General features: G+C 35.6%; 22 protein-coding genes, 1 pseudogene and 1 riboswitch. Of the genes and pseudogenes, 18 read left to right on the top strand and 5 right to left on the bottom strand.

Annotation, left to right across the window (positions count from 1 at the left end; genetic code table 11):
* Positions 1 to 148 precede the first annotated feature (148 nt).
* The 4 genes from CLLU_RS13730 to tpx all read right to left on the bottom strand — a co-directional run bounded on the left by CLLU_RS13730 (position 149) and on the right by tpx (position 3,972).
* Positions 149 to 1,207: an HD-GYP domain-containing protein gene (locus tag CLLU_RS13730; protein ID WP_106010358.1), complete on the bottom strand. Its 1,059-nt coding sequence runs from the start codon at positions 1,205 to 1,207 to the stop codon at positions 149 to 151.
* 172 nt (positions 1,208 to 1,379) lie between these two features.
* Complete coding sequence (locus tag CLLU_RS13725) at positions 1,380 to 2,738, bottom strand: PFL family protein (RefSeq protein ID WP_106010357.1); 1,359 nt, start codon at positions 2,736 to 2,738, stop codon at positions 1,380 to 1,382.
* A 17-nt stretch (positions 2,739 to 2,755) separates the two neighbouring features.
* Positions 2,756 to 3,025, bottom strand: a complete 270-nt coding sequence (locus tag CLLU_RS13720) for an ACT domain-containing protein (protein ID WP_106010356.1) — start codon at positions 3,023 to 3,025, stop codon at positions 2,756 to 2,758.
* Positions 3,026 to 3,152: 127 nt separating this feature from the next.
* Positions 3,153 to 3,241, bottom strand: a riboswitch (glycine riboswitch).
* 236 nt (positions 3,242 to 3,477) lie between these two features.
* Complete coding sequence (tpx, locus tag CLLU_RS13715) at positions 3,478 to 3,972, bottom strand: thiol peroxidase (protein WP_106010355.1); 495 nt, start codon at positions 3,970 to 3,972, stop codon at positions 3,478 to 3,480.
* A gap of 180 nt (positions 3,973 to 4,152) precedes the next feature.
* Between tpx and ymfI the strand changes: the two genes are divergently transcribed.
* Positions 4,153 to 4,896, top strand: coding sequence for an elongation factor P 5-aminopentanone reductase (ymfI, locus tag CLLU_RS13710; protein ID WP_106010354.1), 744 nt, complete (start codon positions 4,153 to 4,155; stop codon positions 4,894 to 4,896).
* Between the two features lie 2 nt (positions 4,897 to 4,898).
* Positions 4,899 to 5,729: a response regulator gene (locus CLLU_RS13705; protein ID WP_106010353.1), complete on the top strand. Its 831-nt coding sequence runs from the start codon at positions 4,899 to 4,901 to the stop codon at positions 5,727 to 5,729.
* A 192-nt stretch (positions 5,730 to 5,921) separates the two neighbouring features.
* On the opposite strand, the gene CLLU_RS13700 is transcribed toward CLLU_RS13705, so the two are convergent.
* Complete coding sequence (locus tag CLLU_RS13700; RefSeq protein WP_106010352.1) at positions 5,922 to 7,142, bottom strand: SH3 domain-containing protein; 1,221 nt, start codon at positions 7,140 to 7,142, stop codon at positions 5,922 to 5,924.
* Positions 7,143 to 7,642: 500 nt separating this feature from the next.
* Between CLLU_RS13700 and aroF the strand changes: the two genes are divergently transcribed.
* From aroF to CLLU_RS13620, 16 genes and pseudogenes are all read left to right on the top strand, one after another.
* Entirely contained in the window at positions 7,643 to 8,677 is a 1,035-nt protein-coding gene (gene aroF, locus CLLU_RS13695) for a 3-deoxy-7-phosphoheptulonate synthase (protein WP_106010351.1), read from the top strand.
* A 26-nt stretch (positions 8,678 to 8,703) separates the two neighbouring features.
* On the top strand, positions 8,704 to 9,573 hold the full coding sequence (locus CLLU_RS13690; protein ID WP_106010350.1) for a prephenate dehydrogenase: 870 nt from the start codon (positions 8,704 to 8,706) through the stop codon (positions 9,571 to 9,573).
* Between the two features lie 13 nt (positions 9,574 to 9,586).
* Positions 9,587 to 10,669, top strand: a complete 1,083-nt coding sequence (aroB, locus tag CLLU_RS13685; protein ID WP_106010349.1) for a 3-dehydroquinate synthase — start codon at positions 9,587 to 9,589, stop codon at positions 10,667 to 10,669.
* Between the two features lie 18 nt (positions 10,670 to 10,687).
* Positions 10,688 to 11,971: a 3-phosphoshikimate 1-carboxyvinyltransferase gene (gene aroA / locus CLLU_RS13680; RefSeq protein ID WP_106010348.1), complete on the top strand. Its 1,284-nt coding sequence runs from the start codon at positions 10,688 to 10,690 to the stop codon at positions 11,969 to 11,971.
* Positions 11,949 to 13,031, top strand: a complete 1,083-nt coding sequence (aroC, locus tag CLLU_RS13675; protein ID WP_106010347.1) for a chorismate synthase — start codon at positions 11,949 to 11,951, stop codon at positions 13,029 to 13,031. Before aroA ends, aroC begins: the two co-directional genes overlap by 23 nt.
* 18 nt (positions 13,032 to 13,049) lie before the next feature.
* Entirely contained in the window at positions 13,050 to 14,180 is a 1,131-nt protein-coding gene (locus CLLU_RS13670; RefSeq protein ID WP_106010346.1) for a chorismate mutase, read from the top strand.
* Between the two features lie 41 nt (positions 14,181 to 14,221).
* The gene (gene aroE, locus CLLU_RS13665) at positions 14,222 to 15,037 is read left to right on the top strand and encodes a shikimate dehydrogenase (RefSeq protein WP_106010345.1); all 816 of its coding nucleotides are present in this window, start codon (positions 14,222 to 14,224) and stop codon (positions 15,035 to 15,037) included.
* Positions 15,038 to 15,040: 3 nt separating this feature from the next.
* Positions 15,041 to 15,550: a shikimate kinase gene (locus tag CLLU_RS13660; protein ID WP_106010344.1), complete on the top strand. Its 510-nt coding sequence runs from the start codon at positions 15,041 to 15,043 to the stop codon at positions 15,548 to 15,550.
* Positions 15,551 to 15,674: 124 nt separating this feature from the next.
* Positions 15,675 to 16,106 (top strand): hypothetical protein, encoded by a 432-nt coding sequence (locus CLLU_RS13655; protein ID WP_106010343.1) that lies wholly within the window; start codon positions 15,675 to 15,677, stop codon positions 16,104 to 16,106.
* Between the two features lie 35 nt (positions 16,107 to 16,141).
* Positions 16,142 to 16,795, top strand: coding sequence for a L,D-transpeptidase family protein (locus tag CLLU_RS13650; RefSeq protein WP_106010342.1), 654 nt, complete (start codon positions 16,142 to 16,144; stop codon positions 16,793 to 16,795).
* Between the two features lie 88 nt (positions 16,796 to 16,883).
* Entirely contained in the window at positions 16,884 to 17,654 is a 771-nt protein-coding gene (locus CLLU_RS13645) for a YncE family protein (protein WP_106010341.1), read from the top strand.
* A gap of 180 nt (positions 17,655 to 17,834) precedes the next feature.
* Positions 17,835 to 18,107 carry a metal-sensing transcriptional repressor gene (locus CLLU_RS13640; protein WP_106010340.1) on the top strand — a complete coding sequence of 91 codons (273 nt, stop codon included), beginning with the start codon at positions 17,835 to 17,837 and terminating at the stop codon, positions 18,105 to 18,107.
* A 116-nt stretch (positions 18,108 to 18,223) separates the two neighbouring features.
* Positions 18,224 to 20,458, top strand: a pseudogene (locus CLLU_RS13635) (heavy metal translocating P-type ATPase); the annotation flags it as partial.
* 83 nt (positions 20,459 to 20,541) lie between these two features.
* Positions 20,542 to 20,769 carry a heavy-metal-associated domain-containing protein gene (locus CLLU_RS13630; RefSeq protein ID WP_106010338.1) on the top strand — a complete coding sequence of 76 codons (228 nt, stop codon included), beginning with the start codon at positions 20,542 to 20,544 and terminating at the stop codon, positions 20,767 to 20,769.
* 281 nt (positions 20,770 to 21,050) lie between these two features.
* On the top strand, positions 21,051 to 23,222 hold the full coding sequence (locus tag CLLU_RS13625; protein WP_106010337.1) for a heavy metal translocating P-type ATPase: 2,172 nt from the start codon (positions 21,051 to 21,053) through the stop codon (positions 23,220 to 23,222).
* A 37-nt stretch (positions 23,223 to 23,259) separates the two neighbouring features.
* A complete protein-coding gene (locus CLLU_RS13620; protein ID WP_106010359.1) occupies positions 23,260 to 24,774 on the top strand; it encodes a phosphohexomutase domain-containing protein in 1,515 nt (504 codons plus the stop codon).
* Positions 24,775 to 24,857 lie beyond the last annotated feature (83 nt).

The raw sequence follows: 24,857 nt of genomic DNA, 5'->3' as shown, positions 1-24,857 counted from the left end.
TTCCAATACATTCATATTGAGTCTCCTTTCAAAAATTATTTATACTTATTATTACCACTATTACCAGTTATGTATACGTAAAAATAACGTACCTGGATCTGATTTACACAAATCTAGGTACGCTCCCGAAATAAAAATAAAAAGCTGGTTATATGACCAGCTTTTCCACATATAAATTTTTTTCCTTTTTCAAATCCAAAAAATCTCCTTGATCCAGAAGCAAAGGACTTGTTAGATCATTTATATTAACTTGAAGTACCTTATATTTTTTCCCGTTGTTCAACAGCACATTTTCTCCCATAAAATAATTTATTATATGATTTAAAAACATATCACAGTATTTACGATCGAGTTTCCCCAGACTTTGTTCCTGAATCACCTGCAGAGCTTCAAAGGGACCTTTCACTTTTTTATAATATCTTGAAGAATTAACCTCATCGAATAAATCTGCAATAGCTATTATCTTGGCAAATGAATGGATCTTATCTCCAGATATACCCAATGGATATCCAGAGCCATCCATTTTTTCGTGGTGCATGAGCACTCCGTAACTCACAGAAGAGTCCAGATATGGAATACTCTTCACAAAATTATAGCTTATGACTGGATGGGTTTTGATAATTTTATACTCTTTAGAAGTAAGGGTACCCTTTTTATCTATTATATCCTTGCTTATTTTAGTTTTTCCAAAATCATGTAATATGGCGGAATAGGTCAGCAGGTTCAATTCACGTTGATCAAAGTTTAACCATTTACCCAGTATAAAGCTAATAGCTGATACGTTTATACTGTGTCTGTAAATAGTATCGTTTCCACTGCCGTAGAATACGATATTCCTTATAACTATTCCCACTGATTTAAATTCTTCCTGTATTTTCTTTGAGAAAGTTCTTATTTCATTCATTTCAGGAACTGGTAAATTGGATATCTTATCAAATATATGTTTTAGATTCAAAGAAAATTCATTAAAATCACTCTCTATTTTTTGTACTGAATTTTCCTGAATAATTAAGGGATCATCAGAATCATCTTTTAAATAAACCTGAATTTTGTCCACTGCATAATTCTGTTTTAAATTGTTTATATGTGACTCTGTAATAACAGTGTTTTTAGCTAACAACATTTTATCTTCAAAAATTATATCGCTTGAGGACATCATTCCAGGCCTTAGCTCATTGATTGAAAGGAACTTCTTTTCCCACAACATAGTGTCTCACCTCGTATATCATAATTTAGAAATATATAACAATTATTAATTTATCGTCGAATTTTCATAATTCTAAATAGTTTTGAGGGAAAATAAGTTATTTTATTGTTTCAAATTTATTCAGTTGCCAGGCTCAAGCTCTATATGAATTTGTTGTTAACTTGCTGCTAAATTAATTTTTAAAGCTGTGAATAGGGGCTGGAATACGGCCTCCTCTATTCATGAAGGCTTCACTGGAAAATTTACTTACCGGCATTATAGGAGCTTTACCAAGGAGACCTCCAAAATTTGCCTCTTCTCCTACAGACTTATTGTAAACCGGGATTAACCTTACAGCAGTAGTTTTGCAGTTTATCATTCCAATAGCAGCTTCATCTGCTATTATGGAAGATATAGTGGATTCAGGAGTATCACCTGGTATACCTATCATATCCAGACCTACTGAGCATACACAGGTCATGGCCTCCAATTTTTCTATATTAAGTGAACCCGCATTTACTGCATTTATCATTCCCTCATCTTCACTTACCGGTATAAATGCGCCGCTTAGTCCACCAACTTGTGATGCCGCCATTATGCCGCCTTTTTTAACTGCATCGTTTAAAAGTGCAAGAGCTGCTGTCGTACCCGGGCATCCACAGCTCTCCAGACCCATCTCCTCAAGAATTCTTGCCACACTGTCACCCACGGCAGGTGTTGGGGCAAGAGATAGATCAACTATGCCGAAGGGAACATTTAATCTTTTTGAGGCTTCACTAGCTACTAACTGTCCCATTCTGGTTATTTTGAAAGCAGTCTTTTTTATGGTTTCAGCCACTATATTAAAATTTTCTCCCTTTACTTCCTCCAGTGCGGATTTTACTACACCAGGACCACTGACACCTACATTTATTATTGCATCGGCCTCTCCGATGCCGTGAAATGCTCCTGCCATAAAAGGATTGTCTTCAACGGCATTTGAAAATATCACAAGTTTAGCGCATCCTATGCTTTCATTTTCTCTGGTGAGATAAGCGGTTTTTTTTACTATTCTTCCCATATCCTTTACTGCATCCATATTTATTCCAGCTTTTGTAGTTGCCACATTTACTGAAGAACATACTTTTTTGGTGGATGCCAGTGCTTCCGGTATAGACTCTATGAGTATCTTATCCCCTTTAGAATATCCTTTATGTACGAGTGCAGAAAAGCCTCCGATGAAATCTATGCCGAGAGTCTCGGTAGCTTTATCCAGGGTGCTTGCAAATTCCACATAATTTTTGTCGGAAGTGGACTGGGCTACAAGAGAAATAGGCGAAACGGACACTCTTTTATGTATTATTGGTATGCCATATTCTACTTCAATTTGTTTTGCGGTTTTAACCAGATTTTCAGCATGTCTTGTTATTTTATCATAAATTTTTGTTCTGGCTTTTTTGCTATCGCTGTCAATACAATCCATAAGAGATATACCCATGGTGATGGTTCGTATGTCCAGATTTTCCTTATCTATCATGTTTATTGTTTCCATTATATTTTTAGTATTTATCATTTAATTCACACTCCAGTTTAGATTTCTTGCATAGAAGCAAATATGTCTTCACGTTGAATTTTAACAACCACACCTATCTCTTTTGCTTTATTTTCAAGAGAATTTTTTACACTTATAAAATCTGTTTTCATGGTACCCAGATCTACAAGCATTATCATGGTAAAATAATCTTCTATCAGTGTCTGGTTAATGTCCAAAATATTTATATTGTTTTCGAATAATACAGAAGTTATTTTATAGATAATACCTACCTTGTCTTTTCCAAGTACTGTAATAAATGCTTTCATTTATTATATCCATCTCCTTAATTTTTTAGTTGAAAATTTTTAGGGAAAATAAAAAGAGATTAAAATAAAATTAATCTCTGGCAAACAAAGGTTTAAGATAGCAAATACAAAAATCTACTATACAAATATAAAATCCCCTGTCCTTTTACCTGAGAGTTTCACTAAATTTAGCTTTCCCCTTCGGCGCTCCCTGAGAGTCTCTCCAGAGGCTTGTCGGATAACGGTTTATAAATATATTCCGCTAACTTCATCCAGCCTATTAAATTATATGGTGATTATAACATGTTTTATAAATTAATTCAAATATAATTTATGCAATGTGCAATTCGGTGAATAGAGAAAAATAAAGTGCAAAGTTCAATTAATGATAATTTTGGGTTACACCCAAAACTACTACTAATTGAACTCTCATATTTAAATGTATTCTTTGTTGGCAATTTTTTAGCTATACGTTATTTTGCTTTTTTAGCGGCATTGAGTATAGAATCAAAATCTGGTTGATTTGTAACTTCAGGCACATATTCTACATAGGTAATTTTATTTGAACTGTCTACTACAAAAGCGGCTCTGGCCAGGAGACCCAAATCATCCATATATGTTCCAAAATTTTTACCGAAGGTTCTGTCTTTAAAATCTGATGCTGTGATTACATTTTTTATTCCGTTAGCTGCACACCATCGGCTCTGTGCAAAAGGCAAATCCATGGATATTGTGTATACAGTTACTCCGGGAATTTCTGATGCCTTTTCATTGAAGGTCCTGGTTTCCAAATCACAAACCGGGGTATCTATAGAAGGTACTGTCAGAAATATTCTAACTCCCTTTGTATCATTTAGGGAAAGGGGCTCCAGTGCATTGTTTGTAACAACAAAATCCGGTACGGTATCACCAGCTTTAAGAGTATTGCCAGAAACTTTTACGGGTTTCCCCTGAAATTTTAAATTCATATATATGCCTCCTAATAATAAATATTAATTGAAAACTACTATTTATTATAATAACATAAAGGTATAAAACATGCAAATTAATTATAATTATAATTTAATTATATTCTATATAATATTTAAATTTAATGTATAATATTGTTTAGAGCAGTAATTATAATTTTTTAGAAAGCAGGAGTTTACATGGAGGACTTAGGAGGAAAAGTAGCTGTAATTACAGGAGCATCCAGGGGAATTGGGAGAAGTATTGCTGTAAATATGGCAAGATGTGGGGCAAATGTTATAATAAATTTTAATCAAGATGAGAAGGGGGCGTATAAAACTCTTGAAATGGTAAAGCAGGCAGGCTCCTTTGGAATAGTTGTGCAGGGTGACGTAAGCTTGTATCATAATGCCGAAAAAATAGTAAAGAATTCCATAGATAAAATGGGGAAAGTTGATGTGCTTGTGAATAATGCAGGGATATGCCATATAGGTCTTTTTGTGGATATGAAGCAAGAACAGTGGAATTCCATAATAGATGTGAATTTCAAGGGAATGTTGAATTGCACTCATTGTGTGCTTAATCATATGATTTCAAGGAGAGGAGGTTCTATAATAAATATTTCATCTATGTGGGGAAATGTTGGCGCCTCTTGCGAGGCAATTTATTCTGCTACTAAGGGTGCTGTAAACCTCTTTACTAAATCTCTTGGTAAAGAAATGGCAACCTCTAATATTAGAGTAAATGCAGTTGCACCAGGAGTAATAGATACACAGATGAATTCCTTTTTAGAAGGACAGGATAGGAAAAATCTTATGGAGGAGATACCTGTAGGAAGATTTGGAACAGGTGCTGACGTGGCAAAAACAGTTTGCTTTTTAGCAGGAGACTCCTCAGCTTATATAACAGGTCAGGTCATAACTGTGGATGGAGGGATGTCATAATTATGTATAAAGTTATAATTTTAGATGATATGGCGTATATTAGATACAGGGTAAAAGATATTTTGAAAGAAATGGATATTGAAGTGTATGAGTCAGCAACTTCTTTTGATTTTTTTAATAAACTTCATGATAAAAAAGATGAGATAAACTTAATAATACTAGAGGTGGGCTTAAGTAATGAAGACGGCTTTGAAGTGCTTAGAAAAATAAAAGCCAGAAATTTGAATATTCCCATAATGATACTTACAAAAATAAATACTAGAAGTACATTTATAAAGTGTATAAAGGAGGGAACTTCAGAATATATATTAAAGCCTTTCGATAAAAAAATACTACTTGAAAGGACAAGCAGACTGGTTAAGTCCAGCAAAAATAAGGATGAAAAGGGAGAAATAATATATTTAAACTTCCAGCAATATATTACAAAACAGATTGATAAAGCTAAAGTTGAAAGTACAAAACTTTCAGTTATAATGTTGAGTTTGATGAAAAAATATTTTACAGCTATGGATGAAAAAATAGATGTGAAGGATAATTATCTTATATTAATGGATTCTCTTTATGAAAAATTGAGAACTGTTTTCAAGGTAAAAGATCTATTTGAAAAATATGGATTTTCAACCCTTGTGGGTGTCCTTCCACAGTGTGCAAAAGATCAGGCTCTTGTTACTATAAATAAAATCAATGAAATATATGATACAATAAGGTCTGCAGATGAAAAATATGCTGAGTATCATCTTGAATACAGTTGTGTTACTTTTCCTGAAGATGGGGAAAACAAGCAGCAGCTATTGGATAAATTGACATCAAATATGAGGGGCAAAGTCAATTAAATATCAAGAGAAACCTAGTTATTTATGGGAAAATAGGTATCTGGCTAATTAATACATAGCGCAAAATTTTAAAGAAAATTACAGAAAATATGATATTCTAAAGAGGCTCATTCTTGATAAATGAGCCTCTTGAACATTCAGATACTGAATAGTATATATCCCTTATAAGTAAATCTCGCATGAATTTAGAAATCACTTGATATAATCCGAGTGGACGTAACCAACTGTAGAACCTGCCTGAACTTTATACCAACGACCATCTGTACTTAAAATGGTAACTTTGCTTCCATAGGGAAGAGTTGCAAGAACACGACCTGTCCAAGGACTGTTTCTCAAGTTCAGTACGGAAGATTTATCATTTAAAATCACAGTACCGGTACTGGAAACTGATGAGGCTGATGATGTAGATTGTGAGGCACTTATGTAGCTGGAATAAACATAACCTGTCCTACCATTTGCAGTTACTTTGTACCAGCCGCCGGAACCTTCCAAAATAGTTACCTGAGTTCCGTTTGAAAGGGAACCTATTATGGAACCCTGAGGTGCTGATCTCAAATTCAAAGAGGAAGAACTATTTTGCAGTTTGACGTAACCTGCTTTTGAAACGGAGGAGGAAGTCTCACTGGGAGTTGGGGCACTGTTTCCTCCCGAACTTATATAGCTGGAAGCCACATATCCATAGGATGAATTCAATTTGATTTTATACCAGCTTCCCACAGTCCCAACTATTTCAACAGACTGGCCATTTTTTAAACTTCCGAGTATTCCAAAAGAAGTACCTGCTCCGTTTCTTACGTTCAAATATGAACTGCTGTTTGAAATATTTACAATTCCAGTTTTATAAGTATCCGTACTTCCGGAAGAGTTGTTGCCTGAAGAAGAAGCAGGAACTGATTGTCTTCCATCTCCCACATATATGTATCCTTTTAGATATAAATTACCTCTGTCTTTTATGGCTTCTTTTGAAAGGGTTTTTACATTTCCATCATAATTACCCCGTATACTGAAATTACCTTCGTTAAAATATACAGTATCTCCTTCTACTTTTTCCACAAAGCCCACATGTCCGTAACCAACGGGGCCTCCCCCCCATACTATTATGGAATTTGCTCTTGGCTCAGAACCGTAAGGGTATACGTTATCTCTGGCATTGGCATACCACCAGTCCACTGCATTTCCGTAAAATTCAGATGGAAGTGCAATTCCAAGCTTTTCAAGAACTCTTCCATATGTAAACCAGGTACATTGGCCGCTGTAGCCACATTTGGCAAATATATTTCCCACTGCAGTGTATGCGCTGCTTTGGATATTCGGCAAAATGCCATCAGCGTGTACAATGCTTATTCCATTTTTACTGTTCATAAGAGCTGCAGAAATAAAAAAAGCAAAGATTAGCTTTTTATACTTATTCATGTTGTTTCCTCCTGCAATTATAATTAATTTAAAATCATTACAATAATAAATTATCGTTACTTATGAAGAATAATTTAGGTTAATTATACCATATTTTTGGGGACGGTTCCATGAAATTACAAGAAATCCGCTGTAAATAAATATGAATTTCCATATTGACATAAAATAGAAACCTGTTATAATTAAAAACAAGCAGATTTTATATTGATTTGTATTATAGTGGAGGTAAAATTAGAATGAAAAATACTATTAGAGAGGAAATGAAAGCAACAAGTAAAAATTACTATTACTTTACTTTTAGCTGGGGCTATTTTTATTTTAGCGCTGGTTACTTTTGCTTTCAAAAAAATTTCAATCCCTTTCTAATGAGTAAGTATAGTTATATATGTTAATTAAACACATTTTGCATGATAAAGATGTAATTTAGTTGATTTCAGACAAGGCTCATTAAGGGGCCTTGTCTTTTTTACTTTTAAATTTATTATGAGGAGGAATTTGTAATGATAGTTATCATTAAACCGAAATCACCACAAAGGGAAATAATTGCTTTAAAACAAAAAATTGAGGAGGAAAATAAAGTGTCGGTGAATATAATTCAGGGGAAAGAGTACTGTCTGCTGGGCCTTATCGGAGATACGACAAAGGTTGATGCCAGCAAAATTAGAGCAAATGAATTCGTGGAAGATGTGAAAAAGGTTCAGCAGCCATATAAGCTTTCCAACAGGCTGTTTCACCCTGAGAACACTGTTGTAAAAGTAAAAGACAGCTCCATAGGTGGAAATGAACTGGCTGTCATAGCAGGTCCCTGCTCTGTTGAAAGTGAAGAACAGATTGTGAGTATTGCCAGAGATGTGAAAAAGAGCGGAGCAAAATTTTTAAGAGGCGGTGCTTTTAAACCAAGGACTTCACCCTACAGCTTTCAAGGACTTCGGGTCAGAGGACTGGAGCTTTTGAAAATAGCCAGAGAAGAAACGGGACTTCCCATAGTTACGGAAATCATGTCCACTGATATGATAGACAGATTTGTAGAAGATGTGGATATAATACAGGTGGGAGCAAGGAACATGCAGAACTTTGAGCTTTTGAAACAGCTGGGGAAGACTAGAAAGCCTATTCTCTTGAAAAGAGGAATTTCTGCCACCATCCAGGAGCTGCTCATGTCCGCCGAATATATAATGGCCGGTGGAAATGAAAATGTAATACTCTGCGAGAGGGGAATAAGGACTTTTGAGACTTACACCAGAAATACCCTGGATTTGAGTGCTATACCTGCCATAAAGAAATTGAGCCATCTTCCCATAGTGGTGGATCCAAGCCATGCGGCAGGTATTTGGTGGATGGTGGAGCCTTTGGCTAAAGCAGCAGTGGCAGTGGGAGCTGATGGACTTATGATAGAGGTCCATAATGATCCTGCCAATGCTAAATGTGACGGGCAGCAGTCCATAAAACCGAAGGCATTCCGAAAACTCATGGGAGATATAGATAAAATAATGAATGCAGTGGCAAACAGAGGATATGATGTTGTAAATGTGTAAAAGCATAATTGAAAGGGGAAATGAAAGTGGAAGATTGTGACTTTAATATAAATATAGCTGTTGTTGGAATAGGACTTATTGGCGGATCCTATGCTATGGCGCTTAGAGCTTTAAATCCCAAAAGTATAATTGGAATAGATAAAGACAGGAAAACTTTAGACTATGCCCTGCACAAAGGTATTATAGACAGAGGTTATGAAACCGGTGGAAGATTTTTAAAAGAAATTGATCTGGTTGTCATAGCCCTCTACCCTAAAGATACAGTGGAGTTCGTAAGGAATAATATTCAGAATTTTAAAATGAAAGTGCTTATAACTGATACCTCAAGTGTAAAAAGAGATGTAGTAAACAGCATAGATGCATTTTTGCCTGATGGCATGGAATTTGTTTCGGGGCATCCTATGACAGGCAGAGAATCCAGAGGAATAGAGTTTGCATCAGCGGATATTTTTATAAAAGCCAACTATATAATAACACCCAGTAACGGGAATACTTCCAGGGGGCTTAAAGTAATAGATATTATGGCCAGAAGAATAGGCTGCAGCAATGTAACTTATGTGAGCCCTGAAGAGCATGATTATGCAGTTGCTTTTACCAGTCAGCTGCCGCATGCTGTAGCTGTCTCCCTTATGAATTCCCATGAGGAAAGCTCCATGGATCATATAGCACTGTTTGCAGGCGGAAGCTTTAGGGATGCCACCAGAGTGGCACAGATCAACTCTGGATTGTGGAGTCAATTGTTTATAATGAATTCTGATAAACTGGTAAATGAAATAGAAAAATTTCAAAAGACCATGGACAGGTTGAAAACAGCTATAATGTACAAAAATGCAGATACCATGAATCATATTTTCCAAAATGCAGTTCGCAGAAGAAAAATTTTAGCTAAAAGATAAGGATAGTGATTTTGTGAATATTATTGATATAAATCTCAGGGAAAAATGCTATAAAATCTATATAGAAAGGGGAATTTTAAAATATGTAGGAGAAAAATTGAAATCTTCCTATGAGGGTAGAAGTATAGTTGTAATCACCGACTATAATGTGGAAAAATTATATTTGGATATACTCAGGGAATCGCTTCTAAATGCCGGATTTAAGGTGAATTCAATATCTATACCGCCTGGAGAAAAGAGTAAGACTCTGGAGATGCTGAAGAAGGTATATGAGAATTTATGTAAGTTCAATATTAGAAGAAGTGATATTATAATTTCCCTTGGAGGAGGAGTAGTGGGGGACCTGGCTGGCTTTGCCGCAGCTACCTATTTAAGAGGAATAAGGTATATTCAGATACCAACTTCGATTTTGGCACAAGTGGACAGCAGCGTAGGCGGAAAAGTAGCTGTAGACTTACCCTGGGGGAAAAATCTAGTGGGAAATTTTTATCACCCTGATGCGGTGTTCATAGATCCTGAAGTACTTTCATCTTTAAATGACAGATTTTTTAGTGATGGAATGTCTGAAGTCATAAAATATGGATTTATAAAGGACAGGAGTATTTTAGATGATCTGGATTCCTATTCAAATAGAAAAGATGTTCTTAATAATATTGATAATATAATATATAAGTGCTGTAGTATAAAAAGAGAACTGGTTGAGAAGGATGAGAGGGATTTAGGAGATAGAATGATGCTGAACTTCGGGCATACCCTGGGGCATGCTGTAGAGAAATATTACAACTATGAAAGATACAGTCATGGGGAAGCTGTGGCCATTGGTATGACTGCTGTAACCGGGAGGACTGAAGAAATGGGCATCACTAAAAGAGGGGCTTATGATTATATGAAATATATATTGGATAAATATGGACTCCCAACTTGTATGCCGGATTTAAACAGAAAGGAAATTATAGATTCCGTGGCATTGGATAAGAAATCATCAGGGAAGGATATTTTAAATCTTATAGTTCTGGAAGAAGTGGGAAAGGCAAAGATAATGAAGGTAAAAATATCCCAGGTGCAGCATTTTTTATTTTTGGATAAAATCAAATGAAGAGGGGAGAAGTATATTTTGAAATATGTGCAGATAAATCCAGCAAAACTGAGTGGAAGAATAGTTGTACCCAGCTCTAAGAGCATATGTCACAGAGCAATAATATGTGCTTCGCTGAGTGACGGCACAAGCAATATAAAAAATATAAATTTTTCTGAAGATATAGAAGCTACCTGCGGTGCCTTGAAGAATTTGGGCGTGGAAATGCAGAGACAGAAAAATGGTTTGACTGTTAAAGGAAATTTCAAGCGCCCTGTGAAAAATCCAATCATAAATTGTGCCCAGTCAGGCTCCACCATAAGGTTTTTAATACCTATAGCTGCTACAATTGATGAGGAAGTTGTTTTTACAGGTGATGGAAAATTGGCAGAGAGGCCTCTTGGTATTTACTATGATATATTTGACAATCAAAACATATACTATAAAAATTTTGAAGGGAGGCTGCCTCTGACTTTAAAGGGAAAATTAAAATCAGGTGAGTACAGGGTCAGGGGAGATGTGAGCTCCCAGTTTATAACAGGACTTTTATTTGCGCTTTCAAGACTTGATGGAAATTCTACAATATGTGTAACTACTGAATTGGAATCCAAGCCCTATGTGGATATTACACTGGATGTGATGGAAAAATTTGGAGTAGAAATAGACGAAAATGCTCATGGAGAATATACAGTCAGAGGGGGGCAAAAATACGAGAGCAGTGACTACCAGGTAGAAGGAGATTTTTCACAGGCTGCTTTTTGGCTCGTCATGGGAGCCCTAGGGGATGGTATTAACTGCTGCGGATTGAAAAAAACATCTCTGCAGGGAGATAAAATCATAGTGGACATATTGAAGAGAATGGGTGTGGAAATTAAATGGGAAGCCGGCAGTATAACTGTCAGTTCTTCTCATGGAATTCATGGAACAATTGTGGATGGTTCCCAGTGTCCAGATCTTATACCTATACTTGCGGCTTTGGCGTCTGTAAGCCAGGGTACTACTGAGATTAAAAATGCGGGAAGGCTTAGGATCAAGGAATCTGACAGACTTAAGGCCATATCTTCGGAATTGAACAAAATGGGAGGAGATGTGATTGAAAAAGAAGATGGACTCATTGTAACAGGAAGGCAAAAGCTTATGGGAGGCAGGGTGAACAGCTGGAATGATCATAGAATAGCTATGGCTCTGGCAGCAGTATCCTCAAAATGCTTGAATCCCATGATAATAGAAGGAGCTGAATGTGTAAAAAAATCATATCCAGATTTCTGGAAGGATTTTATGACTTTGGGAGGTGATATAGATGAGTGGAACATGGGGCAGTAAAATAAAGATATCCATTTTTGGCGAATCCCATGGGAAAGCTGTAGGCATAGTTGTAGATGGATTAAAGCCGGGCATTGAAATTGATCTTGAATATATAGGGGAACAGATGAAAAGGAGGGCACCGGGCCGTACAAAACTGTCCACTGCCAGAAAAGAACAGGATGAATTTCAAATCCTAAGTGGATATTTTGAGGGAAAAACCACGGGCACTCCCCTTTGTGCCATGATATCTAACAATGATATCCGTTCCCAGGATTATAAAAAAACTTCAAATGTATTGAGACCGGGTCATGCGGATTTTACCGGGAATGTAAAATATTGCGGCTTTAATGATTACAGGGGAGGAGGGCATTTTTCAGGAAGGCTTACGGCACCACTGGTTTTTGCAGGTGCCTTGTGCAGAAAAATACTGGAAGGAAAAGGCATAATGATAGGAAGCCGTATAAAGAGCATAGGTAAAATAAAAGATAAAACTTCTTTTGAACCGATTTCCACGAATAAATATATACTTCAGGAGCTTTCAAAAGATACTTTTCCCGTACTGGATAAAGGCTGCGGCGAAAAGATGAAAGGCAGCATATTAAAAGCTAGAGAAGAAGGGGATTCTCTTGGGGGAGTTGTAGAAACAGCAGTTGTAAATTTACCGGCAGGTATAGGAGAGCCATTTTTTGACTCTGTGGAGAGCACTCTTTCCCATCTTCTATTTTCTGTTCCCGCAGTTAAAGGAGTGGAATTTGGGCAGGGTTTTAACATAGCCGCCATGAAGGGTTCGGAGGCCAATGATCAATATTATATATCGGAAGGTGGCAGCATAAAAACCTATACCAATAATAATGGAGGAATTCTGGGAGGGATCACAAATGGCATGCCTCTTATATTTAGAGCAGCTGTAAAACCCACCCCTTCCATAGCAAAGCCCCAGAAAACCGTGGACATTGAAAATAAAAAGAATACAATTTTAGAGATATCAGGAAGGCATGATCCCTGTATTGTACCCAGGGCTGTACCGGTGATAGAAGCAGTTACTGCCCTGGGCATATTGGATTTGATGCAGGAATAAATTGTTGGAGGTGGTAACTTGGAGAGTTTGGATAAATTGAGAAACAAAATAAATAAAATAGATAAAGAAATGGTTGAACTTTTTCAGAAGAGAATGAGCGTGGTTTCTAAAGTAGCCGAGTACAAGAAAAGGAATCATATGAAAGTACTGGATGAGAATAGAGAAGAAGAAGTCATAGAGACTCAATTGAAAAATTTTAAACAGAATTCTATGAAAAGTGAAATAGAAACCTTCTTAAGAGATATCATGAGCATAAGCAGAAACCTTCAGAAGAAAAAAATTGTGGAATCATTGGAGCATGATAGTAAATCGGAAATAATGGAATATGACCATTCCTGCAGAGTGGGATTTCAGGGGATACTGGCATCTTTCAGTTATGAAGCCCTGATTGATTATTTTGGTGATAAGGTTAAGACCATAGGTTTTGACAATTTTGAAGATGTTCCTGAATCATTGGAAAAAGGGGACATAGATTATGGAATCCTTCCAATAGAAAATTCTTCTACGGGGGGAATTCCCCAGGTCTATGATCTGCTTGAAAAACATGACATTTATATAGTGGGAGAAAAGTGTATTAAGGTAAACCACAATCTTCTGGGAATTCCGGGAGCTTCAATAGAAGACATAGGGGAAGTGTATTCTCACAGTCAGGCATTTATGCAGAGCAGCAAATTTTTAAAAACACATGTAAATTGGAAGCTTATACCTTATTTTAATACGGCTAAAAGTGCTGAATACATAAAGAAAAAAAATGACAGGAGTAAAGCTTCCATAGCCAGCAGGAAAGCAGCAGAATTTTATGGATTGGATATATTGAAGGAAAATATAAATTACAACAGTGATAATTATACCAGATTTATAATAGTGGGCAGAAATATGGTATACGATAGAAGATATGATAAAATAAGCATTCTTGTCACACTGCCCCATAGATCAGGAAGCTTGTATAATATAGTTAAATTTTTCTGGGAAAATAATTTAAACATGACTAAAATAGAATCGAGGCCTATTATGAACAGGCCCTGGCAGTATTTTTTCTATATTGATTTTTCCGGGAACATAATGGAGGAAAGTACTAAAAATACTCTTGAGGGGATAAAGAGAGAAAGCTCTTATTTTAAATTATTGGGAAATTATAAAGAGGACTAAGACAATTGTAAATTGTCAATTGCCATTGGAGGTGTATTTGATTGAGTGATTTTTATGGACTTATGGGGAAAAGGCTGGTACACAGTTTTTCACCTGTAATACATGATTTGATTCTAAAAAAGATAGGGAAAAATGGAGGATACAATCTTTTTGAAATAGATGAAAAAAGTCTGGGCAAATCTGTAGAGGCTTTAAAAATTTTAGGATGCAGCGGTGCCAATGTAACTATACCTTATAAAGTTGAGATTATGAAATATCTGGATAAAATATCTGAAGAGGCGGAGAGTATAGGTGCTGTAAATACAATAGAATTTATCAGTGATAAATTGATAGGGCACAATACTGATTATTATGGTTTTGGATTGACCTTGAAAAGACATGGCATTGAGGTATCGGGTAAAAATATAGTACTGCTGGGTACGGGAGGTGCATCCAAAGCTGTATCCAGGTATGTTTTGGATAGAGGAGCCCGGAGCATAACATATGTAAGCAGAGATCCAAATAGATTTTGCAGAGGAAAATTTCAAGTTATAAGTTATGATGAATTGTATAAAATAGAAAGATCGGATATTGTAATAAACTGCACACCCTGTGGAATGTATCCGGATGCAGACAGCTGCCCTGTAGATGAAAAAATTTTAAGCAGGTTTAATACAGCTGTGGATTTAATATATAATCCACAGCAAACCTTGTTTTTAAAACTGGGAAATAAATTGGGACTGAATACCGCAAATGGATTGTATATGCTGGTGGCTCAGGCTGCAGCATCCCAGCAGATCTGGCAAAAAAGAAAAATACCTTTAAAAGCCATAGATGAAATATATAATGAATTGTTAAGCAGGGAGGACATTGTGTGACTTATGAAGAAGCCGCTTAAAAATATAGTTCTCATAGGCATGCCGGGCTCGGGAAAAACTACAGTGGGCAGGATACTTTCCAGTAAATTAAATAAAAAGTTTGTGGATATAGATGAGTATATAGAAAAACAGCAGGGATGCAGTATTCCGGAAATTTTCAAGAATGGAGAAGAATACTTTAGAAGTTTGGAATTAAGAGCAGTAGAGCAAATCAGCATAATTGAAGATGTGGTTATATCCACTGGTGGCGGAGTAATAAAATATGAGAAAAACATGTTAAATTTGAAGCAAAAAGGGATTATAATTTTTATAGATAGGCCGTTAAATGATATAATTCAGGATCTTGATACAGGGGGAAGGCCTCTTTTAAAAAATAATATAGGAGAAATTAAAAAAATTTTTAAACACAGATACTCTATTTACAGATATTATTGTGATTTTTTTGTAAAGAACACAGGTACTCTTGAAAAAGTGCTGGAGGATATAATTAAAATTTATAATTCTAATATATAATAGAAGTGAAAAAGCTGATAGTGAATTTATTTTACTGACAGCTTTTTTAGCATATTTTTTGACATAACAATAGTATTATATATATGTAGTCAATAAATTAGCTTTTAAATTGGGGAGGGTGTTTATGGAAAAATTTAAATCCATTATGACCGAAATTGCAGTTGCGATTATAATACTGCTGGTTATATGTGCAGCAGCATTGGTGGATATAAAATCCAGAGAATCCTCAACAGTGTCACAGGCGATGCAGGATATGGACATAACACTTAAACAGTACAAAGAGTCCATAGATAATTTGGGAAGTACAGTGAAAAAAGAAAGTGTGGAGCTGCAAAAGCTGAAAGATAAAATGAATACTCTAAAATCCGGGGATGCTTATAGATGGAATCAAACAGTGGTATCATATAATAATAAATTGACAGAATACAATGAGCACATGAATGAATACAATGAGAAAATAAAGGACTATAATAAAAACTATAAGTACTACGAAAATATGAAGAGAAAAAATGAGAATATAATAGAATGGATTAAAACTATAATTGGGATAAATTGATGTAAGATAAGTAAAAAGCAGAGGGGAGAATTACAGTGAAAAGAGATTACAGGAGGTTTCCATTTTTATTTTTGATTTTTGGGCTTATTGTAATAGGAACTGTTTCTACGGTATCCATTAAAAAACATACTGAGGCAGGTGGACGCCATGGAATTGTCCATAAAACTTCTCTGCCGGAGAAAAATGACAGAGAAAAAATATTTTTTGAAAAACCTGAAAAATTTCCAAATAAAACTTCCATAAAGATATACAAAGGTAAAAGGATCCTGGAGCTTTATGGAGACGGACATCTAGTTGGAAGATTTAAAATAGGGCTTGGCAGAAATCCTCAGGGAAAAAAGGAAAAAGAAGGGGATAGAAAAACTCCAGAAGGGAGCTATTACATATGTTATATAAATTCTCAGACCAAGTATACATATTTTTTTGGAATAAGTTATCCTAATATAGAAGATGCTGAAAATGCATTGAACAAGAATATTATCAGTAAATCTCAATATGAAAAAATAAAGTATTCAGCGGAGAATAAAATACAGCCACCCTGGAATACCCCTCTTGGAGGTGCTATAGGTATACATGGAGGCGGCTCTAAATATAATTGGACTTATGGATGTGTGGCTTTATCTAATGAAGACATCAATATATTGAAGGAATATGCATCTCTTAAAACACCTGTAGACATATATAAATAGAAAATTTTAATTTGTTTATATAATAGGGAATATATATAGTAAAAAAAGCACAAAATAATATGGAAAATATGTGAAAGGGTGTTCTGATATGTTCAAATACAGACGGTATAATATCATATTGATTTTCAGTTTATTGGCAGTATTTTTAATTGTTGCATTTGTGACTATGAGTTACAGGGCAAAGTCATTGGCAAAAGAGGCTCAAAATCCTAAAAATTATTATTTTGTGGTTACTGGAGAAAAAACCATATGTAAAATTGATTCGGTTACAAATCAAATTGTGGGCAGGATCAATTTAAAAGGTACGCCTGAGGATATGAAGATTTCTCCAGATGGAAAGACTCTGGTGGTAGTGGTATCAAACGATAAAAATGAAGATGATAATGGCTTTGTCCTATTTTATAATATTAAGGACAATAAGCTTATGAAGAAACTGCAAATTGGGAAACATCCCTCACGAGTTGCTTTTGTCCCCAATAAGAATTATATAATGATAACTAATACTAAAGATAACAATATGTCTCTCATTGATGCTGAAAACTATACTGTACTCCAGCCTATACCTACTGGAAGAAGGCCGAGGGGAATTTGTCTGTCCAATGACGGAAAATATTGTTATATAGCAAATACTGGTGAGGATACTATAACGGCAGTGGATATGGATAGTTTTAAAAATATAAAAAAAATAAGAGTGGGGAGATATCCTACAGATATCTCCATAAATAAGGACAGCGGTAATATTATGGTAACTTTAAGCAAAGAGAAAGCCGTGGCGCTTATAAATCCACATAGTTTAGATATTGAAAAAGTAGATTTAATGGATACACCTAAAAGCATTTACAGTTCGAATGTTCATTAGCTGATATTTGTTCTTTATAATAAAAATGAAAAAGGTATATACAAAATGAAAATTTGAGTTATAATATATGTAGAGAGAATGTTTATCAACCGATAATAAAATTTAAACAAAAAATTAATATTGTTTAAATTTTATATTTTTTATAAAATATCACCCCACAGGGGTGGGGGGGAGGAAAAAGTGAATGAAGAAAAAAAGAAGGCATTTCAGGCATTAAAAACTTCAAAGGGGCAGATTGAGGGAATAATGAAGATGATAGAGGATGGAAGATATTGTATTGACATATCCAACCAGATAATTGCAGCCCAGGCACTTTTAAAAAAGGCAAATTTACTGATACTGAAGCAGCATCTGAATCATTGTGTAAAAGATGCTTTTCTTCATAATTCCGGAGAAGAAAAAGTAGATGAAATAATGACATTATTGGGGAAATTACTGAATAAAAATGGGTGAACATGTAATTCTTAGACTTACATGGAGTTTACTTAAAATAAATATTTTTTATAACTTTTGTAACAGCTGCAATTTAAATGAGCAATATTTCAGACCGAGGAGGTATTAAAATGAAAAGTGAAGTTTTTCAAATAGAAGGGATGAGCTGTGCAGCTTGTGCTAGAACTGTAGAAAAGGTAAGCAAAAAATTGGATGGCGTGGAGAATGCCAGCGTTAATTTTGCTACAGAAAAATTAACCATAACCTTTGATCCTTCTAAAATGAAAATTGACCACTTAAAAAAGGATATTGAGAAGGCAGGATATAAACTTGTCGGTGAGGAAAGTGCAGCCGACAAGGAAAAAAAGAAAAAAGAGGAAATTGGAGCGCTGAAAAGGAGATTTATAATATCTGCTGTATTTACAATTCCGCTGCTTGTTGTAGCCATGGGTCCTATGATAGCTGAAAAATTAAATGTAATGCCTCCAGGAGCAATAGATCCCATGGTACATCCCAGAGAATTTGCAGTACTTCAGCTTTTATTGGTTTTGCCGGTGATGATAGTGGGAAGAAGGTATTTTACTGTAGGATTTAAATCACTATTCAGGAGAAGTCCAAATATGGATTCACTTATAGCAATAGGTACCTCTGCGGCATTTTTATACAGTGTAGTTTCTGTAATTAAAATATTACAGGACAACAGTTATTACCATATGTATTTTGAATCGGCAGGAGTTATACTCACTTTGATAACCTTGGGAAAATATTTTGAAAATGTGGCCAAGGGAAAAACTTCTGAAGCTATTAAAAAGTTGATGGGCCTGGCACCTAAGACTGCAAATATAATGAAAGACGGAAGAGAAATAAAAATCCCCATTGATGAAGTAGAGGTTTCCGACATACTTGTAGTAAAGCCGGGAGAAAAAATTCCTGTAGATGGTGAAGTCATAGATGGAATTACATCTGTGGATGAATCCATGCTTACCGGAGAAAGTATACCTGTAGAAAAATCGCCCGGGAGCAAAGTGGTAGGTGCCAGCATAAACAAAAACGGTTCTATAAAATATAAGGCCACCAGGGTTGGAAAAGATACTGCGCTTTCCCAGATAATAAAATTGGTTGAAGAAGCTCAAGGCTCAAAGGCACCTATTGCAAAACTGGCGGATGTGATAGCTGGATACTTTGTACCTGTAGTTCTTTTACTGGGAATATCGTCAGCTGTAGTTTGGTATGTGTCAGGTCAATCCATAGTATTTGCAATGACTATATTTATATCCGTGCTTGTAATAGCTTGCCCATGCGCATTGGGGCTGGCTACCCCCACGGCTATAATGGTGGGGACAGGCAAGGGAGCAGAATATGGAGTGCTTATAAAAAGTGGAGGAGCTCTGGAGATTGCACATAAGATACAGACTGTAGTATTTGATAAAACCGGTACTATAACTGAGGGGAGACCAAAGGTCACAGATGTAGTTCCGTTGAGTGCAGTGGAAGAGGACTATTTACTCCAAATTGCTGCATCTGCGGAAAAAGGATCAGAACACCCTCTGGGAGAGGCTATAGTTAAAAAGGCCGAGGAAAAGAATATTTCACTTAAAAAAGTGGATTCTTTCATGGCTAAGCCAGGTTATGGTATTGAAGCTGTTCTGGAGGGAGAACAGGTACTTTTAGGTAATGGAAAATTTATTCTCAGCAAAAAAATCTCTCTGGAAAGTCTGGAGGCAGTATGGGAAAAGCTTTCAGGTGAGGGCAAGACACCTATGTATATAGTATCAAATGGTAAATTGATAGGAATAATAGCTGTGGCAGATACTGTTAAAGAAAACAGCAAAAAGGCAGTGCAAAAGCTCCATTCTCTTGGTATAGAAGTGGTTATGATAACAGGAGACAATAAAAATACAGCTCAGGCTATATCGGAGCAGGTTGGAATAGACAGGGTACTTGCAGAAGTTCTACCGGAGGATAAAGCCAATGAGGTAAAAAAGCTGCAGAATGAAAATAAAAAGGTGGCCATGGTTGGTGATGGAATAAACGATGCTCCTGCTCTGGCACAGGCAGATGTAGGAATAGCAATAGGATCAGGTACAGATGTGGCCATGGAGTCAGCAGATATTGTGCTTATGAAAAGTGATTTGATGGACGTGGTTACAGCTGTAGATCTAAGTAAAAAAACCATAAAAAATATAAAAGAAAATTTATTTTGGGCCTTTGGCTATAATTCTCTGGGGATACCTGTTGCCATGGGGGTACTTTTCATATTTGGAGGACCACTTTTAAGCCCTATGATAGCAGCCTTGGCCATGAGTTTCAGTTCGGTTTCAGTACTCTTAAATGCACTCAGACTCAAGAGATTCAAACCGGCCCGTAATTAAAAATCAAATTGGCAATTTAAGTTGATGGTTTGAAGTAGGACTGTTAATTTAAAATAAATATAAAAATATAAAGAGGTGTAATTATGTTTTTTAAAGGAAAAATAAAAAAAACTGTACATGTAGAGGGAATGACCTGCCAGCATTGTGTAGAACATGTAAAATCAGCTTTGGAGTCAATAGAAGGAGTCTCAAGTGCAAAAGTTGATTTGAACAGTAAAACTGCAGTTATAAAATCTTCAGCTGAAATAAATAATTCTGATATAGAAGCTGCCGTCAAGGATGCAGGTTATGAGGTAAAGGGTATAGAGTAAACAATATAATATGTTGTGCAGAAGGAACCGGTGAGTGATTATAAATCATTCCCGGTTCTTTTGGTATGATGGCTGCAATCAGAAAAATTTGATTTATTAAGGTATTGACATTTATACAGTATATAAATATACTAATAATATGAACATATGAACAAGTAATCATATGTTCATATGTAAACTTTAGTACATATCTCTTATTTATAGGAAGATGGGAGTATTGGCGGTGGCGCTTCAATAGAAAAGCTGCAGCTGGATAAAATAGATAGAGGGAGGGAGCTTAAATGAATATGACCGCAGGAGGGAAACTGCAGGAGGACAGAAATGTAAACGAAAAGGACAATTGCAAAAGAAAGGAATTCATACTTGAAGATCTATGCTGTGCTAATTGTGCCAGTAAAATTGAAAATCAAGTAAAGAATATCCCTGAAGTGAAGACTGCATATTTGAATTTTTTATCTAAAAAACTTGTCATACAATTAGAAGATGAAGAGAAACTGAATTACGTTATAAAAAAAATAAAAAATATAGTGAATACTATAGAACCGGAAGTAAAAGTGTTGTATGATGTAAAAAGTACTGAATCGGGAAAAAATGAGAATTGTGATAAAACAAAAAATGGCAGAACGGGAAATGCAATTTTGGGGATAGGTATTTTACTCTATATAATTGCTATGATTTTTGATTTTCAGTTTAAAATAGAAATGGTATTGTATTTAATAAGTTATGTTGCAGTTGGAAAAGAAATATTGTTGAAAGCAGTCAGGAATACAGTTAGAGGACAATTGTTCGATGAAAATTTTCTTATGTGTGTTGCAAGTATAGGTGCTTTTTCCATTAAGCAGTTTCCAGAGGCTGTAGCGGTGATGTTGTTTTATAGAGTTGGTGAATATTTTCAGGATAAGGCTGTAGATCATTCCAGAAAGTCCATATCGGATTTAATGAATATAAAACCGGATTTTGCCAATGTTAAAGTGAAAGACGGGGTAAAAAAAATGTCTCCGGAGAAAGTAAATATTGGAGATATAATATTGGTTAAACCGGGAGAAAAAATCCCCCTGGATGGAAAAATAATAAATGGAAGTTCTATGATTGATACTTCAGCTCTTACAGGGGAATCAGTTCCAAGATCGGTTTCCATAGATGACGAAGTATTGAGCGGATTTATAAATAAAAATGGTGTGTTGTCTGTAAAAGTAACAAAGGAATTTGGACAATCTACTGCAGCCAAGATATTGGATTTAGTTCAAAACGCCAGCAGTAAAAAAGCTCCTACAGAAAATTTTATAACCAAATTTGCCAGATACTATACTCCTACAATAGTGATATTGTCCTTGATGCTGGCAGTGCTGCCTCCTGTGCTCATAAGCGGAGAAACTTTTTCCACCTGGCTTTATAGGGCGTTGATATTTTTGGTAGTTTCCTGCCCCTGCGCATTGGTCATATCCATACCCTTGGGGTTCTTTGGCGGAATAGGAAGTGCTTCTAAAAATGGAATTCTTGTAAAAGGAGGAAACTATCTAGAAGCATTGAATGATGTAAATACAGTGGTGTTCGACAAAACAGGGACTTTGACAAGAGGAGTATTTGAGGTTACAAAGGTAAAGAGTTTTGGGAATTTTGAAGAAGAAGATGTTTTAAGGTATGCATCCTGTGCAGAGGTCTATTCTAATCATCCTATTTCAATTTCCATATTGAAAGCCTATAATAGAGAAATAGAGAGAGGTTTGATAGAGGACTGCAGCGAAATTCCGGGGAAAGGCATAGAAGCTGCTGTAGGTGGTATACAGGTGCTGGTTGGAAATGAAAGTCTTATGGCAGATAATAAAATTCCAGCGGAGAAGATTCAGGAAATAGGGACTATAGTGCATGTGGCAGTTGGACGCAAATATGCAGGGTATATAGTTATATCTGATGAAATAAGAGAAGATTCCAAAGAAGCAGTGAAAAATCTAAAAAAGATAGGTATAGAAAAAGTGGTGATGCTGACTGGAGACAGCTATTCGGCAGGGAAAAGGGTAGCGGAAAATATTGGATTGGATGAGGCTTATACAGAACTTCTTCCAGATGAAAAAGTAAAAAAATTAGAAGAAATATATAATGAAAATCATAGAAGACATAAACTTGTATTTGTAGGAGATGGAATAAACGATGCTCCGGTGCTTGCCAGATCGGATGTAGGAGTGGCTATGGGCGGAATTGGTTCAGATGCTGCTATAGAAGCTGCAGACGTGGTTATAATGACAGATGAACCTTCAAAATTATCTGTAGCTATTAAAATAGCGAGAAAGACCAAAAAAGTAGTTGTGCAAAATATAGTGATTGCCCTGGGAGTGAAATTTATAATTTTGATTTTGGGAGCTCTGGGGATGGCAAATATATGGGAAGCAGTATTTGGAGACGTGGGAGTTGCGCTTATAGCGGTGTTGAATTCCATGAGAACTATGAAATTTTAATCTATAAGAATTAAAAAGTGGAGGACGAATGACGGATATGGTAGAAAAATTATTTGAACTGCAAAATGGTACGGATATAAGGGGAATTGCCATTGAGAGCAAGAAAAAGGATATAAATTTAACTGTTGAAAATATAAAGAGGATAATTGGAGGATTTGTAATATGGCTTGAAGCCAGAAAAAGTGTGGGCAGAGAGAAATTGAAAATTGCAGTGGGAATGGATTCCAGGTTGTCAGGTCCGAAAATCAAAGAGGTCATATCAAGAAAGCTTTCAAGTCTTGGATGTACTGTATATGATTGTGGATTGTGTACTACACCAGCAATGTTTATGACTACGGTGCATCCAAATTATAAATGCCATGGTTCTATTATGATAACAGCTAGCCATTTGCCATATTACTATAATGGATTGAAATTTTTCACTGAAGACGGCGGTTGTGAAAAAGAAGATATAAAATATATACTGACGGAAGCTTTAAAGGATAATTATAAAGTCGTCCTCAGTAGAGGGAAAATTTTAAAAATGAATTTTATAAATGAATATTCTCAACTGTTGATTGGAAAGATCAGAAAAGGTATAAGCTCAAAGGTAAATTATGATAGACCATTAGCAGGGCTTAAAGTTATAGTGGATGCAGGTAATGGGGCAGGAGGGTTTTTTACAGGCAAGGTTCTAGAACCTTTAGGTGCAGATACTCATGGAAGTCAGTTCATCAATCCAGATGGAAAGTTTCCAAATCATATTCCGAATCCAGAGGCTGAAGAGGCCATGAAATCCATAAAAAATGCTGTAATTAAAAATAAGGCGGATATGGGCATAGTGTTCGATGCTGATGTAGACAGAGCAGCTATTGTAGATGACAGTGGTAAAGGAATAAATAGAAATATCCTCATAGCCTTGGCATCTTCCATAGTTCTAGAGGAACATCCAGGTACTACTGTAGTCACGGATTCTGTAACTTCAAAAGGGTTAAGTGAATTTATCCAGGGTTTAGGTGGGAAACACTACAGGTTTAAAAGGGGTTATAGAAATGTTATAAATCAAGGGATAAAGTTAAACCAGGAAGGACACCAGTGTTTTCTAGCCATTGAAACCTCAGGACATGCGGCTTTAAAGGAAAACTATTTTTTAGATGACGGAGCTTATCTGGTATCCAAAATACTGATAAAAACGGCTAAACTTAAAGAACAGGGAAAAAATATAGAATCTTTAATAGAAGGTTTAAAAATTCCACTGCAGAGCCTGGAATTCAGATTTCCTATTTTAAAAGAGGATTTTAAGGAATATGGTTCTAGGATAATAGAAAATTTAAAAGAATATATAAAAAAAGTTGACGGATGGGAAGAAGCTGTCAATAATTATGAGGGAATAAGAGTAGAGTGCGGCAAAGAAAATGGAGATGGATGGTTTTTATTGAGACTTTCTCTTCACGAACCGGTATTATGTCTTAATATTGAATCAGATGCTGCAGCAGGGTCGAGGATAATCGTGGATAGGTTAAGGCCGTTTTTTATAAAATATGAAGATTTAAACAGCAATAGTTTCAAATGAGCACATAATTTTTACTATATAGGGTATGTGCTATACTAGATATCTTAATTTATACTATACATGATAAAAATGATATACTATAA

The sequence above is a fragment of the Clostridium luticellarii genome, from assembly GCF_002995845.1.
In the GTDB taxonomy this organism is placed as follows: Bacteria; Bacillota; Clostridia; order Clostridiales; family Clostridiaceae; genus Clostridium_B; species Clostridium_B luticellarii.
Note: the sequence above shows the minus strand (reverse complement) of the source record. Positions and strands in the feature narration are given on the sequence as shown.